We start from the raw sequence: 21,857 nt of genomic DNA on the forward strand, positions 1-21,857 counted from the left end.
GGGGTTACATTAAGATTTCTGTTCATAATTATTGAAGGAAGGTGGTAATCATCATCTCTACGAATTATTTGAAGCAGGATTGCCTGGAAGTGAACCGTCAGCCTGAACATGCTTACTTTTTCTCCTATAAAGATAAAGAAAGTGCCCTCAGCTATGATCGGTCATATTCACAAGGCTTTACCTTACTGAACGGCGCCTGGAAGTTTCATTACGGCAGGCATCCGAACGATGTAGACGACGATTTTTTCAAGAAAGAATTCAATGATGCAGCGTGGGAATCGCTTCATGTTCCATCCCACTGGGAAATGAAAGGCTATGGTAAACCTCATTATACAAACGTGCAGTACCCATTTCCGGTCGATCCGCCGCATATTCCGTCAGACAATCCGACGGGAACCTACCGGAAAACCTTCTACTTAAGCGAAGTGAAAGAACGTTCAGTGATCCGGTTCGAGGGCGTCGACAGTGCCTTTGATCTATGGCTGAACGGTGAATATATCGGTTACTCGACCGGCAGTCGGATCGCAGCTGAATTCGATATTTCGGATCTACTGATCGAAGGACACAACACACTGGCGGTCAAAGTGTATAAATGGTCAGCGCAGAGTTATCTGGAAGATCAGGACATGTGGTGGCTGTCAGGTATTTTCAGAGATGTTTATCTCCTGTCTAAAGAAACCACTGGCATAAAAGACTACTTTGTAAAGACGATCTTTGACAAAGACTATAAGGATGCCGAACTAAATCTGTCACTGGATGTGACGGAAGAAACGATCGGCAAAGACGTGAAGATCGAACTCTTCGATACTAACCATAACAGAGTCTTTGAAGAGACCGTATCGCTCGATAAAGAAACCGTTGATTTAAAAACAATAGTTGAAGCACCTGTTAAGTGGTCGGCAGAAGACCCGACGCTTTATCACTTGCTGTTTACTATTGAAGATAATGGAAACGTTTTAGAGGTCGTGCCACAGCGAATCGGCTTCAGGCAAGTGGAACTCAAAGACGGACTGATCAAGGTGAACGGTGAACGGATTTTATTCAAAGGTGTGAACCGGCACGAATTTCATCCGGAACACGGACGGGCCGTTCCTCTAGACGTGATGGAACAGGACCTGAAACTGATGAAGCAGCACAACATCAATGCGGTCCGGACCTCGCATTACCCAAGCGATCCGCGTTTTTATGACTTGTGCGATGAATACGGCTTTTACGTGATCGATGAAACAGACCTGGAAACGCACGGCTTTACCTTGATCAATGATCTGGATCAGCTGAGCGACAACAAAGACTGGCAGAAGAATTATATCGACCGTATCCAGCGCATGGTGGAACGGGACAAAAATCATCCGGCTGTGATCATCTGGTCTCTCGGTAATGAGTCAGGATTCGGTCAGAATCATCTGGCAATGGCTGAGTGGGCGAGAGGTCGTGACGAGACTCGCCTGCTGCATTATGAAGGCGAAACGATCCGTATTTTAGACGAATCAAATTATGAACCCAAAACACTGAATCAAAGTGCCGACTTCTACTCAACGATGTACACAGATGTCGGTCGTCTGGAAAAACTGGGTAAACAGACGCATCTGGAGCAACCGCATGTTTTATGTGAGTTTGCCCATGCGATGGGGAATGGACCCGGCGGCTTCAAGGAATATACCGACTTGTTCAACACATACCCGCGTCTTCAGGGCGGCTTTGTCTGGGAATGGATCGATCATGGCATCAAAGCGATAACTGAAGATAGTGACTTGTTTTATGCATACGGCGGTGACTTCGGGGAACACCCGCATGACGGCAACTTCGTCATCGACGGCCTGATTTTCCCTGACCGTACCCCATCACCGGCACTACTTGACTACAAGCGGGCGATCCAGCCGGTGAAAGCCGAGCTGGAAGGGAATCAGCTGACGATCACCAACCGCTATGACTTTATCGATTTAAGCAAGCTGAAAGCCAACTGGGTGCTGAAACAGAACGGCAGGATCCTGGATCAGGGCGACTTGGATGTCACCGGCATCAAAGCTCAGGAGTCTGAAACGTTTGATTTGCCGCTTGACGTGTCAGAGATCACGAAAGAATCCCAGCTGCTGGTCGAATGCCACACGAAAAACACTGAACGCTGGAGTGATTCCGGTCATCTCGTGGCTTGGGACCAGTTTACGGTCGGCAAGGGAGTGACCTGGCCGGAACGACACGCTACAGATGAACCGATCGCAGTCATGGAAGACGGGGACTTGCTCTTTTTGAAAAACGGACAGTTCGAACTGGTCTTTGACACCTTTGAAGGAAAAATCAAAACGTATAGGGTCAATGGTGATCTTCTCATCGAAGAAGGACCGGGAAATAATTTCTGGCGTGCCATGACTGACAACGACAGCATCGGACACGACGACTTCAACACGCTTCCCAACAAAGACACGTGGAAACAGTACGGTGTGGATCACTTCCAGGAACGGATCGAAGAGGTTTCGGTCGATCTGGACGGTGACGACTTCATCATTGAAGTGAAAAGCACACTGGCCCCTCCCGTCCTCAACTGGGGCTTCCGCTCGACCGTTACGTATACGGTCAGACCGAACGGCGTTATTAAAATAGATGTCAAAGGAGAGAAATTCGGGAATGGCCCGCTGACTTTACCGAAGATCGGCCTGCAGATGAACATCTCCAAATGGCTCGACCAGGTGACATGGTATGGAAACGGTCCGGGAGAATCTTATCCGGACATTCAGTTCGCCACCAGAAAAGATGTCTGGTCACTGAAGAGTGACGAACTGGAAACACCTTATATTATGCCTCAGGAAAACGGGAACCGCAGTGCTGTCGACTGGGTGAGCTTTACACACAGCGACGGAACGGGCTTCCTGATAAAAGGAAAAGACTTGAACTTCAGTCTGAGGGAGTACAGCACGGAAACATTGGATGACGCAAAACATATCTATGAACTTGTCAAAGAAGACGCATGGGAATTGAATGTCGACTATAAACTGAACGGCATCGGGTCTTCGAGTTGTGGACCGGGGGTGTTGGATAAGTACAAACTGACGAATGAGAGCTATCAGTATCAATTAAGTCTGGAACCATACACAAGATAAGCAGTCAAATAAAAATAAAAATGGAGGGTTTTACATGTTCAGCAAAAAACATTTATTTTTAAGTGCTTCAGCCGTATTATTACTCGCAGCTTGTGGTAACGGAGATGACGAAACAGGAGATACTGGGGAAGGAACATCGGAGGAAACCAGTGGGGAGATGAACGAACTAACCGTTTGGACCTGGGATCCAAACTTCAACGTTAAAGCTTTGGAAATGGCGGAAGAACGTTACCAGGAAGAAAATCCGGATTTCTCACTCAATATCATTGAAAATGCTCAGGAAGATGTGGTTCAAAAACTGAATACCAGCTTAAGCTCCGGTGTAGATACAGGGCTTCCGCAGATCGTCTTTATTGAAGACTACCGTGCACCAAGTTTCCTGAATTCTTATGACGAGGCATTCTATCCACTAGGTGACTACTACAACACCGATGAATTCGCTGACTACAAAGTTGCAGCTGGATCAGTTGATGACAATGTCTATAATATTCCATTCGATACTGGGGTAACTGGACTTTATGTCCGTACAGATTATCTGGAAGATGCGGGCTACACTCTGGAAGATCTGGAAGACATCACTTGGGACGAATATATCGAAATCGGGAAAGATGTATATGATCAGACGGGTATCAAGTGGCTGACTAATGACCATGGAGACTTAGGCATCATGCGTGTCATGCTTCAATCCTCTGGGGTATGGTGGACAGAAGAAGACGGGACGACACCTTACATTGCTGACAACATGGCATTAAAAGAAGCATTTGAAGATTACAAGGAAATGAACGATTCAGGTATCATGAATGTCCATAACGAATGGGATCAGTTCATTCAGACATTCAATAATGGTGATGTGGTGACGGTCCCAACGGGTAACTGGATCTCAGCTTCCATCATGCAGGCTGAAGATCAGTCAGGTAAATGGGGAATTGCTCCGATCCCAAGACAGAATATCGAAGGTTCAGTCAACGCTTCTAACTTAGGCGGCTCGTCCATCTATGTTCTCCAGGGAGAAGGACAGGAAGCGGCAGCTGAATTCTTAGCTGCAACATTCGGTTCAGATGTTGATTTCTATCAGGACTTGGTCACAGAGATCAATGCTCTGGGAGCGTACGAACCGGCAACTGAAGGGGAAGCCTATGAACAAGAAAGTGAATTCTATGGCGGACAGCAGATCTTCCAGGACCTATCAGAATGGACTCAGGAGATCCCTGAAGTTGATTTCGGTCAAAGAACTTATGAAATCCAGGACATCTTGGCTGTTGCTCTTCAAGAATATTTGAATGGTGCTGACTTGGATGAAGTCCTCCAGAATGCCCAGGAACAGGCAGAGTCAAACATGTAATTTTTAGTTAGACTGTTAAAGACTCTTTCAATCTGTTTTTGAAAGAGTCTTTAATTCTAGTTTGAAAAGGGGGATTTAAGTTGTCTGACAAAAAAAAGAAAGTCAAAAAGAAAAAAATGGGAAAACTCCAGCGTAACCGTGTCTGGATGAGCTGGACCTTTGTCCTTATTCCGACTTTATTTATTATCACGTTTTACTTTTATCCAATGATCCAGGCCTTTTGGATCTCACTCCACACAGGAACTGGGGTCAATCTGGACTTTACCGGACTGGATAACTACCGACGATTATTCAATGATCAGGCATTTATAACGGCTGTCAAGAATACGTTTATTTTCTTCATTTTTCAGATACCACTGATGATCATTCTGGCATTGTTCTTCTCGGTGCTGTTGAATCAGAAGACGCTGCATTTCAAAGGCGTATTCAGGACACTGGTTTTCCTGCCGGCGATCACTTCACTGGTTGCCTATTCACTGATCTTCAGGTACTTGTTCTCAAATGATGGAGTGGTCAATCAGATCCTGATGTTCTTTAACTTCATAGATGATCCGATATTCTGGCTGGGGGATCCTTTCTGGGCCAAAGTACTGATCATCATCGCGATCACTTGGCGCTGGACAGGGTATAATATGATTTTTTACTTATCTGCGCTGCAAAATATCGACCCTGGGATCTATGAAGCGGCCCGTATCGACGGGGCAAGTGCCGTTCAGCAGTTCTTCAAGATCACGATTCCGATGCTGCGTCCGGTCATCCTGTTTACATCGATCACATCGACCATCGGGACCCTGCAGCTCTTCGATGAACCGATGAACTTGACCGGTGGGGGACCGGGGAATGCCACGACAACCATCTCACAGTATATTTATAATTTGTCATTCGAATACACGCCGAACTTCGGTTACGCAGCAGCAGTCTCGTACAGTATCGTGGTCTTTGTACTGATACTTTCGGCCATTCAGTTTAGAGTAGGGAGGGAAAGAAAATGAAAAATGAAAAACGGACTAAACGCATTGCGACCTATGTCTTTTTAATACTAGTTTCGCTCATTTTCTTCTTCCCGTTCTATTTCCTGATCGTCAGTATTAGCAATCCGTCGATCGATATTACAAGAGGAAAGCTGCTTCCAGGCAGTCACCTCATTGAGAACTTCAAAACGATGATCGAAACAACCCCGATCAGTCTGTCGATCTGGAACTCGGCTTTAGTGTCTGTCGGTCAGACGATTATTTCCATCTTCGTCTCGTCTCTGGCAGGCTACGGCTTTGAAGTCCACCCCAGCCGCGGCAAGGAAGTCGTGTATAACATCATTCTTTTATCCATGATGATCCCGTTCGCCGCGCTGATGGTTCCGCTGTTCCGACTGTTCGGAACCATTTCCGGTATCGCACCGGCTTTGGGTATCGATACCCTGTTTGGCGTTGTTTTACCTTACGTTTCTACGGCCTTCCTGGTTTTCTTCTTCAGACAGAACACCAAGATGTTCCCGAAAGAACTCATTGAAGCGGGCCGTATCGACGGTTTGTCTGAATTAGGGATCTTTGTCAAAATCTTTATTCCGACTATGAAAACGACTTATGCTGCAGCCGGTATCGTCACGTTCATGAACTCATGGAACAACTACCTGTGGCCTCTGATCGTACTGCAGTCACCAGAGAACTACACGGTGCCACTGGTCATTTCGGCTATGGGCTCCGGCTACACGATCGACTACGGCTCCGTCATGATCGCCATCTTCATCACGACGATCCCGACAGCTATTATCTTCTTTGTCCTGCAGAAATACTTCGTACAGGGTATGGTCGGCTCGATCAAATAACTTTTTAATACGTTTAGTATAGAGACACCCGAAAAGATGTGCGTATCCTTTTTGGGTGTTTTCTCTTATGGAAAGTATAAGGTAAGCAAATCTCTTACCAACTCAGCAGAAGATAGTGGTTAAGTATGCAGGCAACACTGATTGCTTATCATCTCGTTAAAAGAGTACTGTACTGACCGGTAAGCAACACGAATGGCCTGCAAACTCGGGTAGTATGAAGCAGATGAGTGAGTAAGCCAAGCAGATTATTTACCGTCTCAGTTTATAAATACAAGGTGAGAAGTAAGACAATAACAGATCATAAAGAATTGGAGGTCAGAATGTGCTTCAGTTACATTTAAAAGGTAACACTACCGATCTCAAGCAGGGGATCGATCACTTAAAAGACGAATTTGGATTCGAGATAAGTTCAGATGGTATTGTCATTCAACTCCAACACGTCCCAAATTCTGCCACTTTAGCTGTCGGGTTCGATGGAAAGGAAGGATCGATCCAGTATACAACGAGGAACACCTTCTTTCGTCAATTGAGTCGCTGGCTAGCTTTTTATAATGATGAAAAAACCTTTTATAAAGAAGAAACAGTTTACTTTGACAAGGTCGGGACTATGATCGATGTGTCTCGAAACGCCGTCCTGAACCTTGAAGGAGCCAAGGAACTTCTTCGACACATGGCCAAAATGGGATTCAATCAGGCCATGCTTTACACAGAAGATACTTACGAGGTGGAAGGCCGTCCTTATTTCGGGTATCTCAGGGGACGGTATTCCAAAGAGGAACTCAAAGCACTTGACGACTACGCTTATGACCTTGGCATCGAGATGATCCCATGCATACAGACACTGGGCCATTTATATCAGGTTCTGCAGTATGGCACCCATGCAGAAATCCAGGACACGTCGGATGTTCTTCTGGTCGGTGAACCGGAAACTTATGCTTTTATTGAAAAACTTATAACAAATACCACAGCGCCTTTTCGCTCCAAACGGGTACATATCGGCATGGATGAAGCCTTTGGTGTTGGTACTGGACGCTATAAACAGAAAAACGGCGTCCGAGACACTTTCGCTATCATGACTGAGCATGTCCAGAAAGTCGTTGAGATCACAGAAGAACTGGGGCTCGAAGCGATGATGTGGAGTGATATGTATTTTCGGGCAGGTTCCAAAACGGGCGATTACTATGATCAGAATGCAGAGGTTCCAGAAGCGATCATCAAGGAGATCCCCGAGGTGAACATGGTTTTCTGGGATTATTATCATGATAAGCCTGAAGCGTACAGACATTTTTTAATGAAGCATATCGAAATGAAGCAGAAAGTGATATTTGCTGGAGGTATCTGGACGTGGAATGGCATCGCACCGAACTACGGCAAGTCACTGGAAACGACGAAAGCGGCATTACCGGTGTGCAAGGCGCTTGATATCAGAGAAGTCTTCGCAACGATGTGGGGAGACGATGGGGCAGAAACGCCAGCCATAGCTGCTTTGCCGGGACTTCAATACTTTGCGGATCTGTGTTACAGAGAAACAGTGGATCAGGAAGAGATGGCTGTCGTTTTTGAAAGTAATTTCGGGATACCGTTCGATGCTTTTTATCTGTTGAACCGGTTGGACGAAACACCAGGAGTGGATCGTCACAATCTGGAAACATCGGCCGGCTCCAAGGTGCTTTTATGGCAGGATCCTCTGCTGGGCCGTTTCGACAAGAGAATCGAAGGACTTGATTTGACTACTTATTATGAAGAGTTAGCTGAACAGATGAATCGGATCACTGACGAGACTAAATCATTTAAAGAGCTGTTTGCTTTTTACGCGCTGCTGGCGCATGTCCTGTCAAAAAAAGCTGAATTTGGCATCCGGCTGAAGACGGCATATGACACCAAGAACTTAAAATCATTGAGTGAACTGGCGGATGTTGCTTCAGAATTGACAGTAGACCTTGAAACCCTTCGGCTGGCTCATCAAAGGGTCTGGATGACTTACAACAAACCTTTTGGATGGGAAGTCTTGGATATCCGGTATGGCGGAGCGGTGGCACGAATGAAAACAGTGACAAGTCGCTTAAATGCCTACTTGAAAGGTGAATTATCAGCGCTTGAAGAACTGGAAGAAGAGAAACTGCTCGATCCAACATCAAAAAGTAATGGATTAGGCAGAGGCTTCTATAGAGATATGGCCAGTACGAGTAAACTGTCAGGCGTGTAAAAAACAGTCAAATTACAAGGAGTGTTACAGCAATGTTTGAAATCAGAGAGGATTTTTACTGGAACGGCAAACCGATCAAGATAATATCCGGTGCCATCCATTATTTCAGAGTGGTCCCCGAATACTGGGAGGACCGCCTTAGGAAGTTGAAAGCGATGGGCTGCAACACAGTCGAAACGTATATTCCGTGGAACTTTCATGAACCGAAAGAAGGGCAGTATGATTTTGACGAGATGCATGATGTGACAAAGTTCATTGAAACAGCTCAGTCGCTGGATCTGTTCGTCATCGTCCGGCCGGCTTCATATATCTGTGCCGAGTGGGAATTCGGCGGTCTGCCAAGCTGGCTTTTAAAGGATAAGGACATGAAACTGCGGACGTATTACGAACCGTTTTTAGACAAGATCGACCGGTACTTTGAGGTGTTATTCAAAGAACTCATCCCACTGCAAGCTACACATGGCGGACCGATCATCATGATGCAGGTAGAAAATGAGTATGGAAGTTATAACAACGACAAAGATTATCTGAAAGTGCTCATTGATATGATGAAGAAACACGGCGTGGATGTTCCGCTGGTCACCAGTGATGGGACTTGGCTGGACATGCTGGAAAACGGAACCGTTCCAGAAAAAGCCCATCCTACCGTCAACTTCGGATCGGACGTTGCTGATCACTTTGGTAAACTCGAACACTTCATCGGTAAAGATTCTCCCTTGATGGTGATGGAGTTCTGGATTGGCTGGTTCACTGCCTGGGGGAATGAGAAATATAACCGGACAGACTATCAAGAGCAGGCAGAAGAGCTGCGGAATATTCTGAATAAAGGGCATGTCAACTTCTACATGTTCCATGGTGGGACGAACTTTGGTTTCACGAACGGCGCCAATTACTACGATGAACTGACACCGGATATCACGTCTTACGATTATGATGCACCTTTATCTGAGTGGGGGGACATTACTGAGAAGTACAAGGCGTTTCGTGAAGTGATCCAGGAGTTCACTTCAGAAGAACTGCCGACTTTACCTGATCCTGTCAAAAAAACAGACTACGGAAACGTACCCTTAAAATCTCGGACATCTTTATTTGAGAATTTGGACAATATAAGTGAAAAGGTAACGAGTCCCTATACGCTTTCCATGGAAGAGCTGGATCAGGACTATGGCTATGTCCTGTACCGTCAAAATAGTGGAAACAAACGGAAAGTTGAAGATTTCCGTCTGCTTGGAACCAGCGACCGAGCTCAAGTCTTCCTGAACGAAGCGCTGGAACTGACCCAGTACGACAAGGAAATCGGGCAGAAAGAAACCTTTGAATTGACCGAAGATGATATGACCATGGCTATCCTTGTCGAAAACATGGGGCGGGTCAACTATGGACCACGGCTCAAACAGCAGTCCAAGGGAATAACAGACGGTGTGTTTTTGAACGGGGCTTATCGCAGTGGCTGGACACATTACCCGCTGCCACTGGATAACATAGAAGACGTCGATTTCACGAAACCTCATAAAGAGAATACACCAAGCTTCTCACTGTTCGAACTGGAGATCGACGAGAAAGTGGACACCTTCATCGATATGACTGGCTGGGGCAAAGGAGCTGTCTTTGTGAATGGCTTTAACCTTGGGCGCTTCTGGGAAGTCGGTCCGCAGTATAAACTTTACGTCCCGGCACCATTATTAAAAGAAGGTGATAACCAAATCGTGGTGTTTGAAACAGAAGGAAAAGTTAAGGAAGAACTGGCGTTTACAGATAAACCGCCGTACTAAATACTGTTAAATTTCAAGAAAAGGCAACGTTCATTTGAGCATTGCCTTTTTTAACTGATAAAGGTTATATCCCAAATTACTTAGCCTTGCCCGTTCATATTTTTGTATCCTGCTTCCTGTATTGGTTATAATAGGAGCATGATTCATCGTGACACTTAGTATAAAAATAAAGTCACTCCACCTTCTGAAAGGAGTATTGTATGAACCAATTAAAAAACATCATCAAAGGAAACACCTATCGTTTTACCGTGCTGACCAACAAACTAGTACGGATGGAGTATTCTAAGAAAGGCATCTTTGAAGACCGCCCGACGCAGATTATCAAGAACCGTGATCTCGGTGAGGTGGATTTTGAGGTAAAGGAAACCCATCAGATGCTCGAAATCATCACGGATTCCTTTCACCTCCGCTACATGAAAGAGAAAGAGTTCTCTCCGAAGAATCTGTCGATCGATGTCAGATACAACTATACGAATTATACCAACAGATGGTATTACGGCCAATATATCCCGACACTGAAAGGAGCTTTAAGGACCGTCGACCGTGTTGACGGAGAAGCACCTCTGGAAGAAAGTATCGTGTCGAAATATGGCTATGCCACTTTGGATGATTCCAAATCATTCGTTTTTGATGAAAACGAAGATATCAAAGTGAAGAACGAAAAGCAGACCGATGTCTATTTCTTTGCTTATGGACGGGAGTATTTGAAAGCCGTTCAGGATTTTTACCGCTTATCCGGCCATCCGCCGCTATTGCCGCGTTACGCTTTAGGCAACTGGTGGAGCCGTTATTGGAAATACACCGAACAGTCCTATATGAAACTGATCGACAAGTTCGAAGAGGACGACATCCCGCTTGCCGTCAGTGTCATCGACATGGACTGGCACCTGACTGATGTGCCGTCGAAATACGGCAGCGGCTGGACAGGCTATACCTGGAACAAGGAATTGTTCCCTGATCCTGAACGGTTCTTAAATAAACTTCAGGATAAGGGACTCGCGGTCACGCTGAATGTGCATCCCGCAGATGGGATAAGGGCTTTTGAAGAACAGTATGAGGTCATTGCTGAAAAGCTGGATCTTAACACAGAGATCGAAGAACCGGCTCATTTTGACTTGATGGATGAAGACTTCAGAAAGGTTTATTTTGAAGATGTCCACCATCCTTTAGAAGATCAAGGAGTCGACTTCTGGTGGATCGACTGGCAGCAGGGCGAATTCAGCAGCAGCGACATCGATCCCTTGTGGCTTTTGAATCACTATCACTTCAAGGATATGAAAGAGCGCGGTGAGGACGGTCTGATCCTGTCGCGTTACGGCGGTCCGGGGAGTCACCGCTATCCCGTCGGGTTTTCAGGTGATGCGATCATAACGTGGGCTTCCCTGCGTTTCCAGCCTTATCTCACGGCCACGTCTTCCAATATCGGCTACACCTGGTGGAGTCATGATATCGGTGGGCATTTCAAAGGGTATAAAGATGAGGAGCTGACGCTACGGTGGTTCCAGTTCGGTGTATTCAGTCCGATCAACCGTCTGCACAGCTCAAACAGCGCCTTTTCAAGTAAAGAGCCCTGGAAGTATAGCGTCAATATCCGGGATGATATGACGACGTTCCTGAGACTGCGTCACGCACTGATTCCCTATCTCTATACGATGAACGTGTTGAACAGCGAGAAGGGGATCCCAGTGATTCAGCCGGTGTACTATAAGTATCCGCATGAAGAGTCAGCTTACGCTATCAAAAATGAGTACTTTTTTGGAAGTGAACTGCTCGTTCTGCCGATAACGAGCAAGAAAGACGAAGAAACAGTCTATGGCAGTGAAGTCTTCTATTTCCCTGACGGACACTGGTTCGATGTGTTCTCCAACTTCAGGTATAAAGGTCAGACCGAACTGAAAGTGTTCAGAGATGAAACCACAATTCCGGTCTTTGCTAAAGAAGGGAGCATCATTCCGCTTGATCCGACACCGACAGAAACGGATGCCCACAAGCTTCCTGTAGATATCGAATGGCTCATCTATCCGGATAGAAGCAATTCGTTCGAGCTGATCGAAGACAGAGAAGAGGGCAGAGCAGTAACCACCTTCGAATTGAATGAACTGGAACAGTCGCTGACCTTGCGGATCGAAGACAAGCATAACGTGCTGCCAGAAAATCGCAGACATATCATTCATTTTAATGCGTCTGAAGAAGTGACCATCCTGGATGTGGAAAACGGAAAAGTACTGGACAAGGTTGTCGATAACGACATCAACAGAACGACAGTCACCTTCCTCCCGGATAATGACAAAGAGATGATCGTGAAATATTCGAAATTCAGAATTATCGAAAACCAGGACATCAGTATGGAACTATTCAAGCGTCTGGACAAAGCCCAAGTCGGCTATTTCCTGAAAGACGACCTGCTCAATTCCTTTAACAGCGACTTGTCCGACTTCAGTCTGCTTTCATTATTGAATGAACTGGAAGAAGAACAGCTCAGTCAGTCGCTGTTTGAGTTGCTTTATATCAAGAACAGTTAAGATCGACTCAAAGTAAACGAAAAGATAGTAAAGGATGCCCGCATGGTTTGTGTGGGCATCCTTTTTCAGTTTATTTGCTTAAAGGATGCAGCTCAGCAAGCGACTGATGAGCTGAACTGAACATATTTCGAGAAAAGTTAAGTTCAGCACGGAAATAATCGTCTGAACTTAACGATTTCCTGAATAGATTGAGTTGAGCTTTAATATTTCCAGCTGAACTTCACTTTCCATACAAAAGGTAAAGTTCAGACTAAAAACGATAGGCTGAACTCAACATTTAGATTATGAATTGGTGCAATCTGGCCCGGCCAGATTCATTCATTATCGCACTATGGCGACTGATTGGATGTTTCTACAGTAGATACAGAATATTGCATGGAGATTTTTCGTTACTTTATGCTGCTTTGCATAATATATAGTATATAACTTACTATTGAGGAGAATGCGCTGATGAAAAATGCAGAACGCGATAAACCGTATAGCCTGCTTATCATGGAATATTTGAATCATCGTTCATCACTTTCAAGGATTCAAGAGAAGTACTATGCCAGTCTGAAAAAAGGATGGGAGGGTGAGAAACAGTTCGACACGTTGCTTGAAAAAATCCCCTGCGACCATATCATCCTAAAAGACTTGCTCTTTAAAGTCAGCGGGACAGTGTTTCAGATCGATACGCTACTGATCACAAACGAAACCCTTTATCTGTATGAAGTGAAAAACTACGAGGGCGAGTATATGATGGAGAATAATAGACTGATCCAGTGCACATCAAAGAAAGAAGTACTGAATCCGACGATCCAGCTTGAAAGAAGTGCAACGCTGTTGAGGCAGCTACTGGATAAGTTTGAAATAGACTTAACGTTAGAAGCGTATGTCGTTTATATCAACAGTCACTTTACGTTATACCAGTTATCGTCTAATCAATATCCCTTTATACTGCCCTCGATGATCGATGCGCATCTAAATATGCTTGGAAGGAACAGAAAAAAGTTAGCTCAACGCCACCGTGACTGGGCTTCATATTTATATAATGAACAACTGGACATTACACCGTATCTGGATCTCCCCGAGTATACTTATGAGGAACTCACTAAGGGCATCCTGTGCTCCCAATGTCATGCATCTATTCAACAATTCACGGGTCGTTTGGTCATTTGTCCGGTGTGTCACTATAAGGAAACTTCTCGGCTAAGTGTTAGGAGTCATATAAAAGAGTACATTCGACTGTTTCCGCAAAGAAAAGTGACGCTTTCTGCGATAAGAAACTGGTGTGGTCACGTCCCTTCTGCGTATACCATCCGTGCAGGTATCAAAGACGTCAGATCTGAGAGTCATACTGGAGTCTAGATATACTTGTTCAGTGAAATCAACGGACATATCCCTTCCCAACGTACTTTAACTAGCCGTATCTTTGGTATTTCGCCGTGTATCTATTCTATAATAAAGGTAAGTAAAGACTTTACTGCTTGATTTTATGAAAGGAGATCATTATGAATTCACTGATATCTAAAGACTCAAAATGGATTTTGACAGAAGAAGGTACAGAACCGGAAACGATCAGACAGAATGAGACCTTGTTTGCGCTGTCCAACGGTCATATCGGAACACGCGGCAGTCTGGAAGAAGCGGAGCGGACAAAGGAGTACAGCCATAGCGAGGCGACGCTGGTGAATGCTTACTACGACAGCGAACCGATCCAGTATGGGGAATGGGCCTACGGTTATGCCAAAGAGCACCAGACGGTCATCCCTGTCCCCAATGGGAAGAAACTGGCTATTAAACTGGATAATGACCTGTTTGATCTGACAACGGGGAAAACTACGGACCACAAACGTCAGCTCGATCTAAAAAAAGGACTGCTTACCCGTTCGTTTACTTGGGAAAATACGCAGGGACATAAACTGGACGTCAAGATCGAACGATTCGTCTCTTATGATTATCCTGAGCTGCTGGCACAGAACATTGAAATCACGCCCCATGACGATGGGTGTGACCTGCAGATCGTTGCAACGCTTGATGACTTAAAGGAAATGGGAAGCATTTCTAAAGAAGAGAGCAACGATCCTCGGATCAAGGCGCAAAAGGAAAGACGCTTCCAGTCAGAACGGTTAGAAGACTTCGACAATCAGCTGTTGCATATAGAAACTAACAGTACTGGCTTGCACATGATCGTGGGAGAAAAGAATCAGCTGTTGGATCCATCCGTTCAGTCCCGATTTGAAGATGGTGCAGAAAGCTGGGAACTGACTACGAAAAAAGGTGAAACGATCGCACTTGAACGATTAGTTGCCTACAGCAACATTTTTAAGGACGCATCTCAAAAAGAAGACAAAGCACAGAAAACGTCAACCATTCTAAACGAAGCATCAGCGATCGGTTTTGAAGGGCTCAAAGAAAAACATATCGAGCATATGAAAGAATTCTGGGACCTTTCTGATATAGAAATCGAAGGAGACGACGAACTGCAGGTGGGGTTGCGCTTCAATCTGTTCCATCTTTATCAGGCAGCTGGACGTGACGGCAAGCGGAACATGTCCGCCAAAGGACTGACGGGAGAAGGGTATGAAGGGCATTATTTCTGGGACACAGAGATGTATATGCTGCCGTTTTTCTTGTATACCCAACCGAAGATAGCCAAGCATCTGCTGAATTACCGGTATACGATCCTTGAGGAAGCCCGGAATAGAGCACGGGAAATGGCAGTTGATAAGGGCGCGCTCTTTGCCTGGCGTACGATCAACGGGAAAGAAGCTAGTCCGTACTATCCGGCAGGGACAGCTCAGATCCATATCAATGGGGACATCGCTCATGCCGTTCATACGTATGTTAAGGCGACAGGGGACAAACGCTTTGGTATGCATGAAGGCCTAGAGATCCTTGTGGAGACTGCCCGCTTTTACGCCGGTTGGGGACATTATGACGAGAAGCGAAACGGTGCTTTCGTCCTGAATGATGTGACCGGACCGGATGAATATACGGCGATTGTCAATAACAACTATTACACGAACCTTATGGCCAAGCATAATTTCAAGTATGCCGCTGAGATGGTGGAAGCCGTTCTGGAGTCCAATGATGAAGACGGACTGGCAGTGCTTGAGCGCATCGGTTTTGAGAAATCAGAACTGGAGAACTGGAAAAAAGCCTCTGAAAAAATGTTCCTGCCATATGATGACGAGCAGAAGCTGACGATGCAGGATGACAGTTTCTTCCATAAAGAAGTGTGGGATATCGAGAACACACCGAAAGAGAACTTCCCGCTGCTGCTGCATTATCATCCGCTGACGATCTATCGCTATCAGGTCAACAAGCAGGCGGATACGGTGCTTGCCCAGTTCCTGTTCTCGGATGAGTTCTCACAGGAACAGAAAGCCAGAGACTACGATTACTATGAATCTGTCACGACGCACGATTCATCCTTATCCCGTTCGGTGTTCGGGATGATGGCCAGTGACCTTGGCGATCTGGAAAAAGCGTATGGTTATTTCATGGACACAGCTTTGATGGATATCACTGACTTGCAGAGCAACACGAAAGACGGGGTGCATGCGGCCAATATGGGCGGCACTTGGATGAGCATGGTTTACGGTTTTGGAGGTATGCAACTCGTGGATGATACGCTGCACTTCAGACCACGCCTGCCAAAAGACTGGACCAGCGTTACCTTTAAAGTTCAGTTCCGTCATCGCGTGATCAAAGTTGCGATCAGCAAAGACGACACCGACTACACGCTGATCAAAGGCAAACCGCTCGTTATCAGACACTTTGATGAAGAGAAGCAGTTGAAATAGATTAAACTAAAAAGGGTGCTGACTTTAACCGGTCGGCACCTTTTTCATGTATATAATGAGAATCGGTTATTCGAACGATTTCTACTTATGCCCACTGAGATGATGACATCGTTCCACCGGTCATTAAAAGCACTCAAAATCCATTACAAAAAAAGAAAGCCTTCGATTCGAAGGCTCTCCATATTAAGTCCATATCAAGTCAAATGATTTTTGATGACGATCTCAGGAACTGTCAGGTTCTTGCGTGCTTTAACATTGGCCAGGATGATGTCTGCCACGTCATCGGGATCCATGAGGTGCTGGATTTCTTCTTTCGAGTAGATATCGTCCCAGAAGCTGGTCTTCATGCCGCCCATATAGGCTGCCAGGACATGGATGTCTGTATCGGCCAGTTCTTTGACGATGCTTTCTGTAAAACCGCGGGCCCCGAACTTGCTGGCACAGTAAACTGATTCTGAGGCTTTGCCCTCCAGACCGGCGGTAGAAATGACTTGAATAATGGTTCCTTCGTTGCGTTCTTTCATTTCAGTTAAAACGGCTTGAGTGCAGAAGATGGTGCCTTTCAGATTGATGTCGATCATCTGATCCACAGAGTCCGAGGTAATCTTTTCCGCATCATCGAAAACCCCGACACCCGCATTATTCACTAAAATGTCGATCTGTCCACTTTCTTCTTTGATCTCTGAAAAGACGCGGTCGACTTCTTCGGCAGATGACACATCCAGAGTATAAGCAGACACGCTGTCTGACTTCATTTTATCTGCCACATATCTCAATTTGCTGTACGTCCGTCCGAGAAGGGTGACATGATAGCCCATTTCAGAATATTTTAAAGCCAGCGACGCACCTAAACCACTCCCGGCACCAGTGATCACGACATGTTTTGTTTCCATTACTACTTCCTCCTTCACAGTATCTTTCATACTATCAAAGTACCAGATAAATCCTTTTTTGGCAACGATTACGGTGGACGACTCAGAATGGAGATAATCAGATGGAAAGAAGGCGTGTATGAATAACTTAAAACAAATGATATATCTTACATGATATAGAGCATCACTATGCCACGCTTCAGATTCTTAAAAACATAAATTACGCCTCACATATGTTAGAATTGATATAATAAGAATAAAGATAAGTAAAGTTTCCATTATACGGTTTGGGGGGAATGTAACATGGTAAGCGTTGAAAAGAACGATCTGGAAAGCATCGAACGAGAAGAAGCAGATTTTGAACTAAAGGAAGGGTTGAAGTCAACCCTCTTAGAGGAAGCAGCAACTAAACGAGGCTACGCAGTCGAACGTCTTGGCTTTGACACCATGATCCTCACGCTTGAAGGAAAGAATCTGCTGTTTCGTGATATGAACGGGCCGTTGTCATCGGCAGCGATGATGCGTATCGTGGATGACAAATACCGTGCGCGTTCCCTGATCAAAAGGCAGAACATCACAGTTCCCGAATCAACCTACTTACGAATTCATGAACGGGATAAGATCAAAGCATTTGCTGACAAAATCGGGTATCCGGTCGTGCTGAAACCAAACGATCTCTCGAGGGGGGAAGGGGTTTATACCAATATCAATGACGAAGCGGCACTCATGGAGCACCTTGATATCATCGTTGAGCTCATAGGCAATGAGTATGAACGCATCCTGATCGAAAAACAGTTCAATGGCGATGATTACCGCTTTTTTTTCGTGGACGGGAAAGTGCTTGCAGCTTCCAAACGGGCGCGCGCAAATGTCACCGGCGATGGTCAGCACACTGTTCTGGAACTCATCGAAGAAAAAAACAGGCTCCGGGCCAAGGATAGGGATCTAAAACACTTCCTTATCCCCACTGACAAAAAGAAACTGGAGCGTCTTTACAGAGAGGGCCGAACACTTGAAACTGTTCCTGGTGAGGGAGAAAGAGTAGTTATTCGCGATGAATCCAACATAGCCAGCGGTGGAGACGGTATCGACTTTACAGACACTGCCCATGACACGTTCAAGGACATTGCCGTAAGAGCGATACAGGCTATTCCCGGCTTTCATTACGGTGGAGTCGATATCATCACCAATGACATTACGCAAGAACCGGGAAAAGACGAGTACGTCGTCACAGAAGTGGAATTCAGTCCTGGACCCATGAGCATGTTTCACTGGGAAGGCAAGCAGCGGGACATGGCCAATCCTGTATTGGATTTCTATTTAAGGAATCTGGATAAACTTTAAACTGATCGAGTTATAAGTGAGGTCTCTGAAGGCAAAAAAAGCCTTCAGAGGCTATTTTTATGGAATGAGGATGTATTATGAGACGAGCCCAAGAGACTTTGGCAGCAACTGTGTACCGCTCAGTTCAGTACTGCAAAGCCAGTGAACAGGTCTTTGGTCAAAGTGTCGTGCTCATCAAGACAAGATAGCATGAGTGAACAGATTTCATCTAAAATTGTCGTACTCATCAAAGGGAGCTAAGGCGAGTGGACAGTTTACTTGCCGAAATGTCGTGCTCATGAGGATAGTCTAGGATGAGTGAACACTTTAGCTCCAATATTGTCGCAGTCAATCATAAGTTGATCAACGAGTGGACATATTCCAACTCATTATGTCGTACTTAAATGAACCCGACAGACTGAGTCAGCACTTATGATTCAAAACATCGAAACCGAACGATACGATGAGTCAGAGTCTTCCTTTCATAACAAAAGTGTAGAACTAACGAGTGTGTGACCATGGAGCTTAAAAGGAAGCTTTGGTCGGCCAAAGCTATCTGAAAAAGGCAGTTAAAAGAAGTTAGTAATGGAATCAGTAAATCATTTCTAATAATCAGTCTACTGATCGAAATAAACGCTAAAACAGCTTTTATATTCCCCAATAAAGTATATAGTAGAATGAGTTTGAACCTGCACTACTTTAATGGGAATTTTTTTATTTAATTCAAGAATGCTCAAACAGTATAGTTGCAGATGCCAACCCATAAGTTCTATACTGAATAGATGATCCTTTATATAAAGAAAAAGACAGAATCTAGTGAATTCCTTAAGGAGATTATAATGAATCATAAACGAAACTTACGTAAAGCGATGCTGGTTTTGATCCTGATCCTTGGTAGTGCTTATTATTTTTACTGGGGAAACAACGCAATAGAAACGACGCATTTCGACTATACGAATGAAAAGATCCCAGACAGTTTTGACGGCTACACGATCGTGCAGGTATCTGATCTGCACAATATGGATTTCCATGGCGAACTGATCCCTAAAATAGAAAAGGCTGACCCGGACATCATCGTGGTGACCGGAGATCTCATAGATAGAAACCGGACAGATCTGGCTGTTGCAGAGGATTTTCTTGAAGAGGCCATGGCTATAGCACCCGTGTATTTTGTATCCGGCAACCATGAAGTTGCATCCGGCAAGTATAACGAGCTTCAGGAGATCGTCGATCAGACTGGTGTCACAAATCTTGATAACGACAGCCTGGTCCTGACGCAGGATAATGACCAAATCAATCTGCTTGGATTGGCGGATCCTCTCACTCTTCAACTGGATGAAGTCATTGAAGAAGGATCAGAAGCAGGTGTCATAAAGAACACGATCGAAGATATTTCAACTGATGATCCGAATCAGTTCGATCTGCTTTTATCCCATCGTCCTGAACTGTTTGATGTATACAAAGATACTGGCATAGATCTTGTTTTGACCGGTCATGCCCATGGCGGACAGATAAGACTGCCTTTCATCGGCGGTCTGTATGCACCGACGCAGGGATTCTTACCGGAATATACAAATGGCAAATATATTGAAGACCAAACGACCATGATCCTTAGTCGCGGTCTCGGTAACAGTATTTTTCCTCTCCGTGTCTTTAATCGTCCCGAATTAGTCGTGGTTACCTTAGAAAGCGACTAAACAAGAGGAAAGGAAGTAATCTTTTAATGAGAAATGAACAGTGGTTCTTACCTCTCTGAGCAGCTTCACGTATAATAGACAGTATTGATTGAAAAGTGAGGAGAGATGGTGTGCAGAATAGAAGTAGAATGCACTGGGTCGTAGCTGTGGCAATGAGTGGTCTGGCGATCAGTGCCGTTGGCTTGCCAGTGATGACAAATGGGGTATTCATTACACCTATTGCTGACAGTCTGGATGTTTACCGCGGATCTGTCGCCATGCATAATACGCTGACATTGTTGATGAAGGCGGTCATGTCCTTGTATGTACCAAGACTGATCCAGCGATTTGGATTTAAACGTACCATCATCACAGGCGTTTTTCTGACAGGTTTGTCCAACTACCTGCTGGGCTGGGTAGGCGCCCTGTGGCTCTTTAATATTCTGGGTACCCTGCGCGGGATCGGTACGGGTCTATTGGCCTGGGTGCCACTGACCCTCGTCATCAATGAATGGTTTAATGCTAAGCATGGACTGGTCACAAGTATCGTATTGAGTTTCAGCAGTATTACCGGAGCGATTTTCTCTCCTGTGTTTTCAAATCTGATCGACTCTTTAGGCTGGGAACAATCCTATCGTATTATGGGGATTTTGATCGTCCTGTTTGCGTTACCCGCCATACTTATTCCATATACTTTGGACCCTAGAGAGAGCGGTTATCTGCCTTACGGAACGGATGATTCTGAAGAAGGCCAAGCCAAGGAACGGGCTGTAATCAAACGGGATGGCCAGAGGGATGTGTCCATGTTCATATTCGGACTTTTATTCCTCTTCACTTTGTTCCAGACTCTGCTCATAGGTGTGCCGCAGCACTTCCCCGGGTTTGCCCAATCGCTGGATTATTCTTCGGATATCGGAGCGACCATGCTGTCCATTGCGATGGTCAGCAGTATCGGATTCAAGCTCGGCTTAGGTTATGTCAGTGATCACTTTGGACCGGTGAAAAGTACCGTCAGCATCTTGACGCTGATCGGACTTTCCAGCGCCATTCTGCTGACTTTCGACATTGTTCCGATGCTTTATGCCGGTGCATTCCTGTTTGGCGCAGCTTTTTCCATTCCATCGGTCAGTGTCACACTGCTGACGAAGGAGTTTTTTGGAAGGTATAATTTTTCGCGTTTGTTCCCGATACTGGCTTTTTCAACGAGTCTTGGAGGCGCAATATCGCTGGCGGCAGTCGGATTCATTTATGACTTCACCGGTTCCTATGCTCCGGCCTTTGCTGTTGCTTTAGGTATCAACGTGTTGAATATCATCATTTTATTCATCATCTCCAGTCGGGTGTCTAAACGTCGTCCGGATAAAAAGCAAAGTAAATAAAAAAGGATTTCTTAAGTCGGTGCTTTGAGCACCGGCTTTTTCTTTTCCAGTATGCTATGA

General features: G+C 45.3%; 13 protein-coding genes. 12 read left to right on the plus strand and 1 reads right to left on the minus strand.

The features are described 5' to 3' along the window. Window positions 1-41 precede the first annotated feature (41 nt). The 9 genes from AB4027_RS05005 to AB4027_RS05045 all read left to right on the plus strand — a co-directional run bounded on the left by AB4027_RS05005 (window position 42) and on the right by AB4027_RS05045 (window position 16,547). On the plus strand, window positions 42-3,095 hold the full coding sequence (locus AB4027_RS05005; protein ID WP_368646243.1) for a glycoside hydrolase family 2 TIM barrel-domain containing protein: 3,054 nt from the start codon (window positions 42-44) through the stop codon (window positions 3,093-3,095). A gap of 34 nt (window positions 3,096-3,129) precedes the next feature. After that, the gene (locus AB4027_RS05010) at window positions 3,130-4,437 is read left to right on the plus strand and encodes an ABC transporter substrate-binding protein (protein ID WP_368646244.1); all 1,308 of its coding nucleotides are present in this window, start codon (window positions 3,130-3,132) and stop codon (window positions 4,435-4,437) included. 116 nt (window positions 4,438-4,553) lie between these two features. Then, on the plus strand, window positions 4,554-5,429 hold the full coding sequence (locus AB4027_RS05015; RefSeq protein ID WP_368646405.1) for a carbohydrate ABC transporter permease: 876 nt from the start codon (window positions 4,554-4,556) through the stop codon (window positions 5,427-5,429). Beyond that, on the plus strand, window positions 5,426-6,259 hold the full coding sequence (locus AB4027_RS05020; protein WP_368646245.1) for a carbohydrate ABC transporter permease: 834 nt from the start codon (window positions 5,426-5,428) through the stop codon (window positions 6,257-6,259). Before AB4027_RS05015 ends, AB4027_RS05020 begins: the two co-directional genes overlap by 4 nt. A 322-nt stretch (window positions 6,260-6,581) precedes the next feature. Next, window positions 6,582-8,465 (plus strand): beta-N-acetylhexosaminidase, encoded by a 1,884-nt coding sequence (locus AB4027_RS05025; protein ID WP_368646246.1) that lies wholly within the window; start codon window positions 6,582-6,584, stop codon window positions 8,463-8,465. A 32-nt stretch (window positions 8,466-8,497) separates the two neighbouring features. Further along, entirely contained in the window at window positions 8,498-10,237 is a 1,740-nt protein-coding gene (locus AB4027_RS05030) for a beta-galactosidase family protein (protein ID WP_368646247.1), read from the plus strand. A gap of 200 nt (window positions 10,238-10,437) precedes the next feature. Then, complete coding sequence (locus AB4027_RS05035; protein WP_368646248.1) at window positions 10,438-12,759, plus strand: TIM-barrel domain-containing protein; 2,322 nt, start codon at window positions 10,438-10,440, stop codon at window positions 12,757-12,759. 450 nt (window positions 12,760-13,209) lie between these two features. Then, the gene (locus tag AB4027_RS05040) at window positions 13,210-14,106 is read left to right on the plus strand and encodes a nuclease-related domain-containing protein (protein ID WP_368646249.1); all 897 of its coding nucleotides are present in this window, start codon (window positions 13,210-13,212) and stop codon (window positions 14,104-14,106) included. A 143-nt stretch (window positions 14,107-14,249) separates the two neighbouring features. Further along, complete coding sequence (locus tag AB4027_RS05045) at window positions 14,250-16,547, plus strand: glycoside hydrolase family 65 protein (protein WP_368646250.1); 2,298 nt, start codon at window positions 14,250-14,252, stop codon at window positions 16,545-16,547. 194 nt (window positions 16,548-16,741) lie between these two features. Here the strand turns inward: AB4027_RS05045 and AB4027_RS05050 are convergent, their stop codons facing one another. Continuing rightward, window positions 16,742-17,440, minus strand: coding sequence for an SDR family oxidoreductase (locus AB4027_RS05050; protein ID WP_368646251.1), 699 nt, complete (start codon window positions 17,438-17,440; stop codon window positions 16,742-16,744). Between the two features lie 282 nt (window positions 17,441-17,722). On the opposite strand from AB4027_RS05050, the gene AB4027_RS05055 reads away from it, so the two are divergent. From AB4027_RS05055 to AB4027_RS05065, 3 genes are all read left to right on the plus strand, one after another. Further along, window positions 17,723-18,763 carry a hypothetical protein gene (locus tag AB4027_RS05055; RefSeq protein ID WP_368646252.1) on the plus strand — a complete coding sequence of 347 codons (1,041 nt, stop codon included), beginning with the start codon at window positions 17,723-17,725 and terminating at the stop codon, window positions 18,761-18,763. Window positions 18,764-19,581: 818 nt separating this feature from the next. Then, a complete protein-coding gene (locus AB4027_RS05060; RefSeq protein ID WP_368646253.1) occupies window positions 19,582-20,439 on the plus strand; it encodes a metallophosphoesterase in 858 nt (285 codons plus the stop codon). A gap of 110 nt (window positions 20,440-20,549) precedes the next feature. Beyond that, on the plus strand, window positions 20,550-21,797 hold the full coding sequence (locus AB4027_RS05065) for an MFS transporter (protein WP_368646254.1): 1,248 nt from the start codon (window positions 20,550-20,552) through the stop codon (window positions 21,795-21,797). The last annotated feature ends 60 nt before the right edge of the window (window positions 21,798-21,857 follow it).

Source organism: Alkalibacterium putridalgicola, from assembly GCF_040959045.1.
Lineage (GTDB): Bacteria > Bacillota > Bacilli > Lactobacillales > Carnobacteriaceae_A > Alkalibacterium > Alkalibacterium putridalgicola.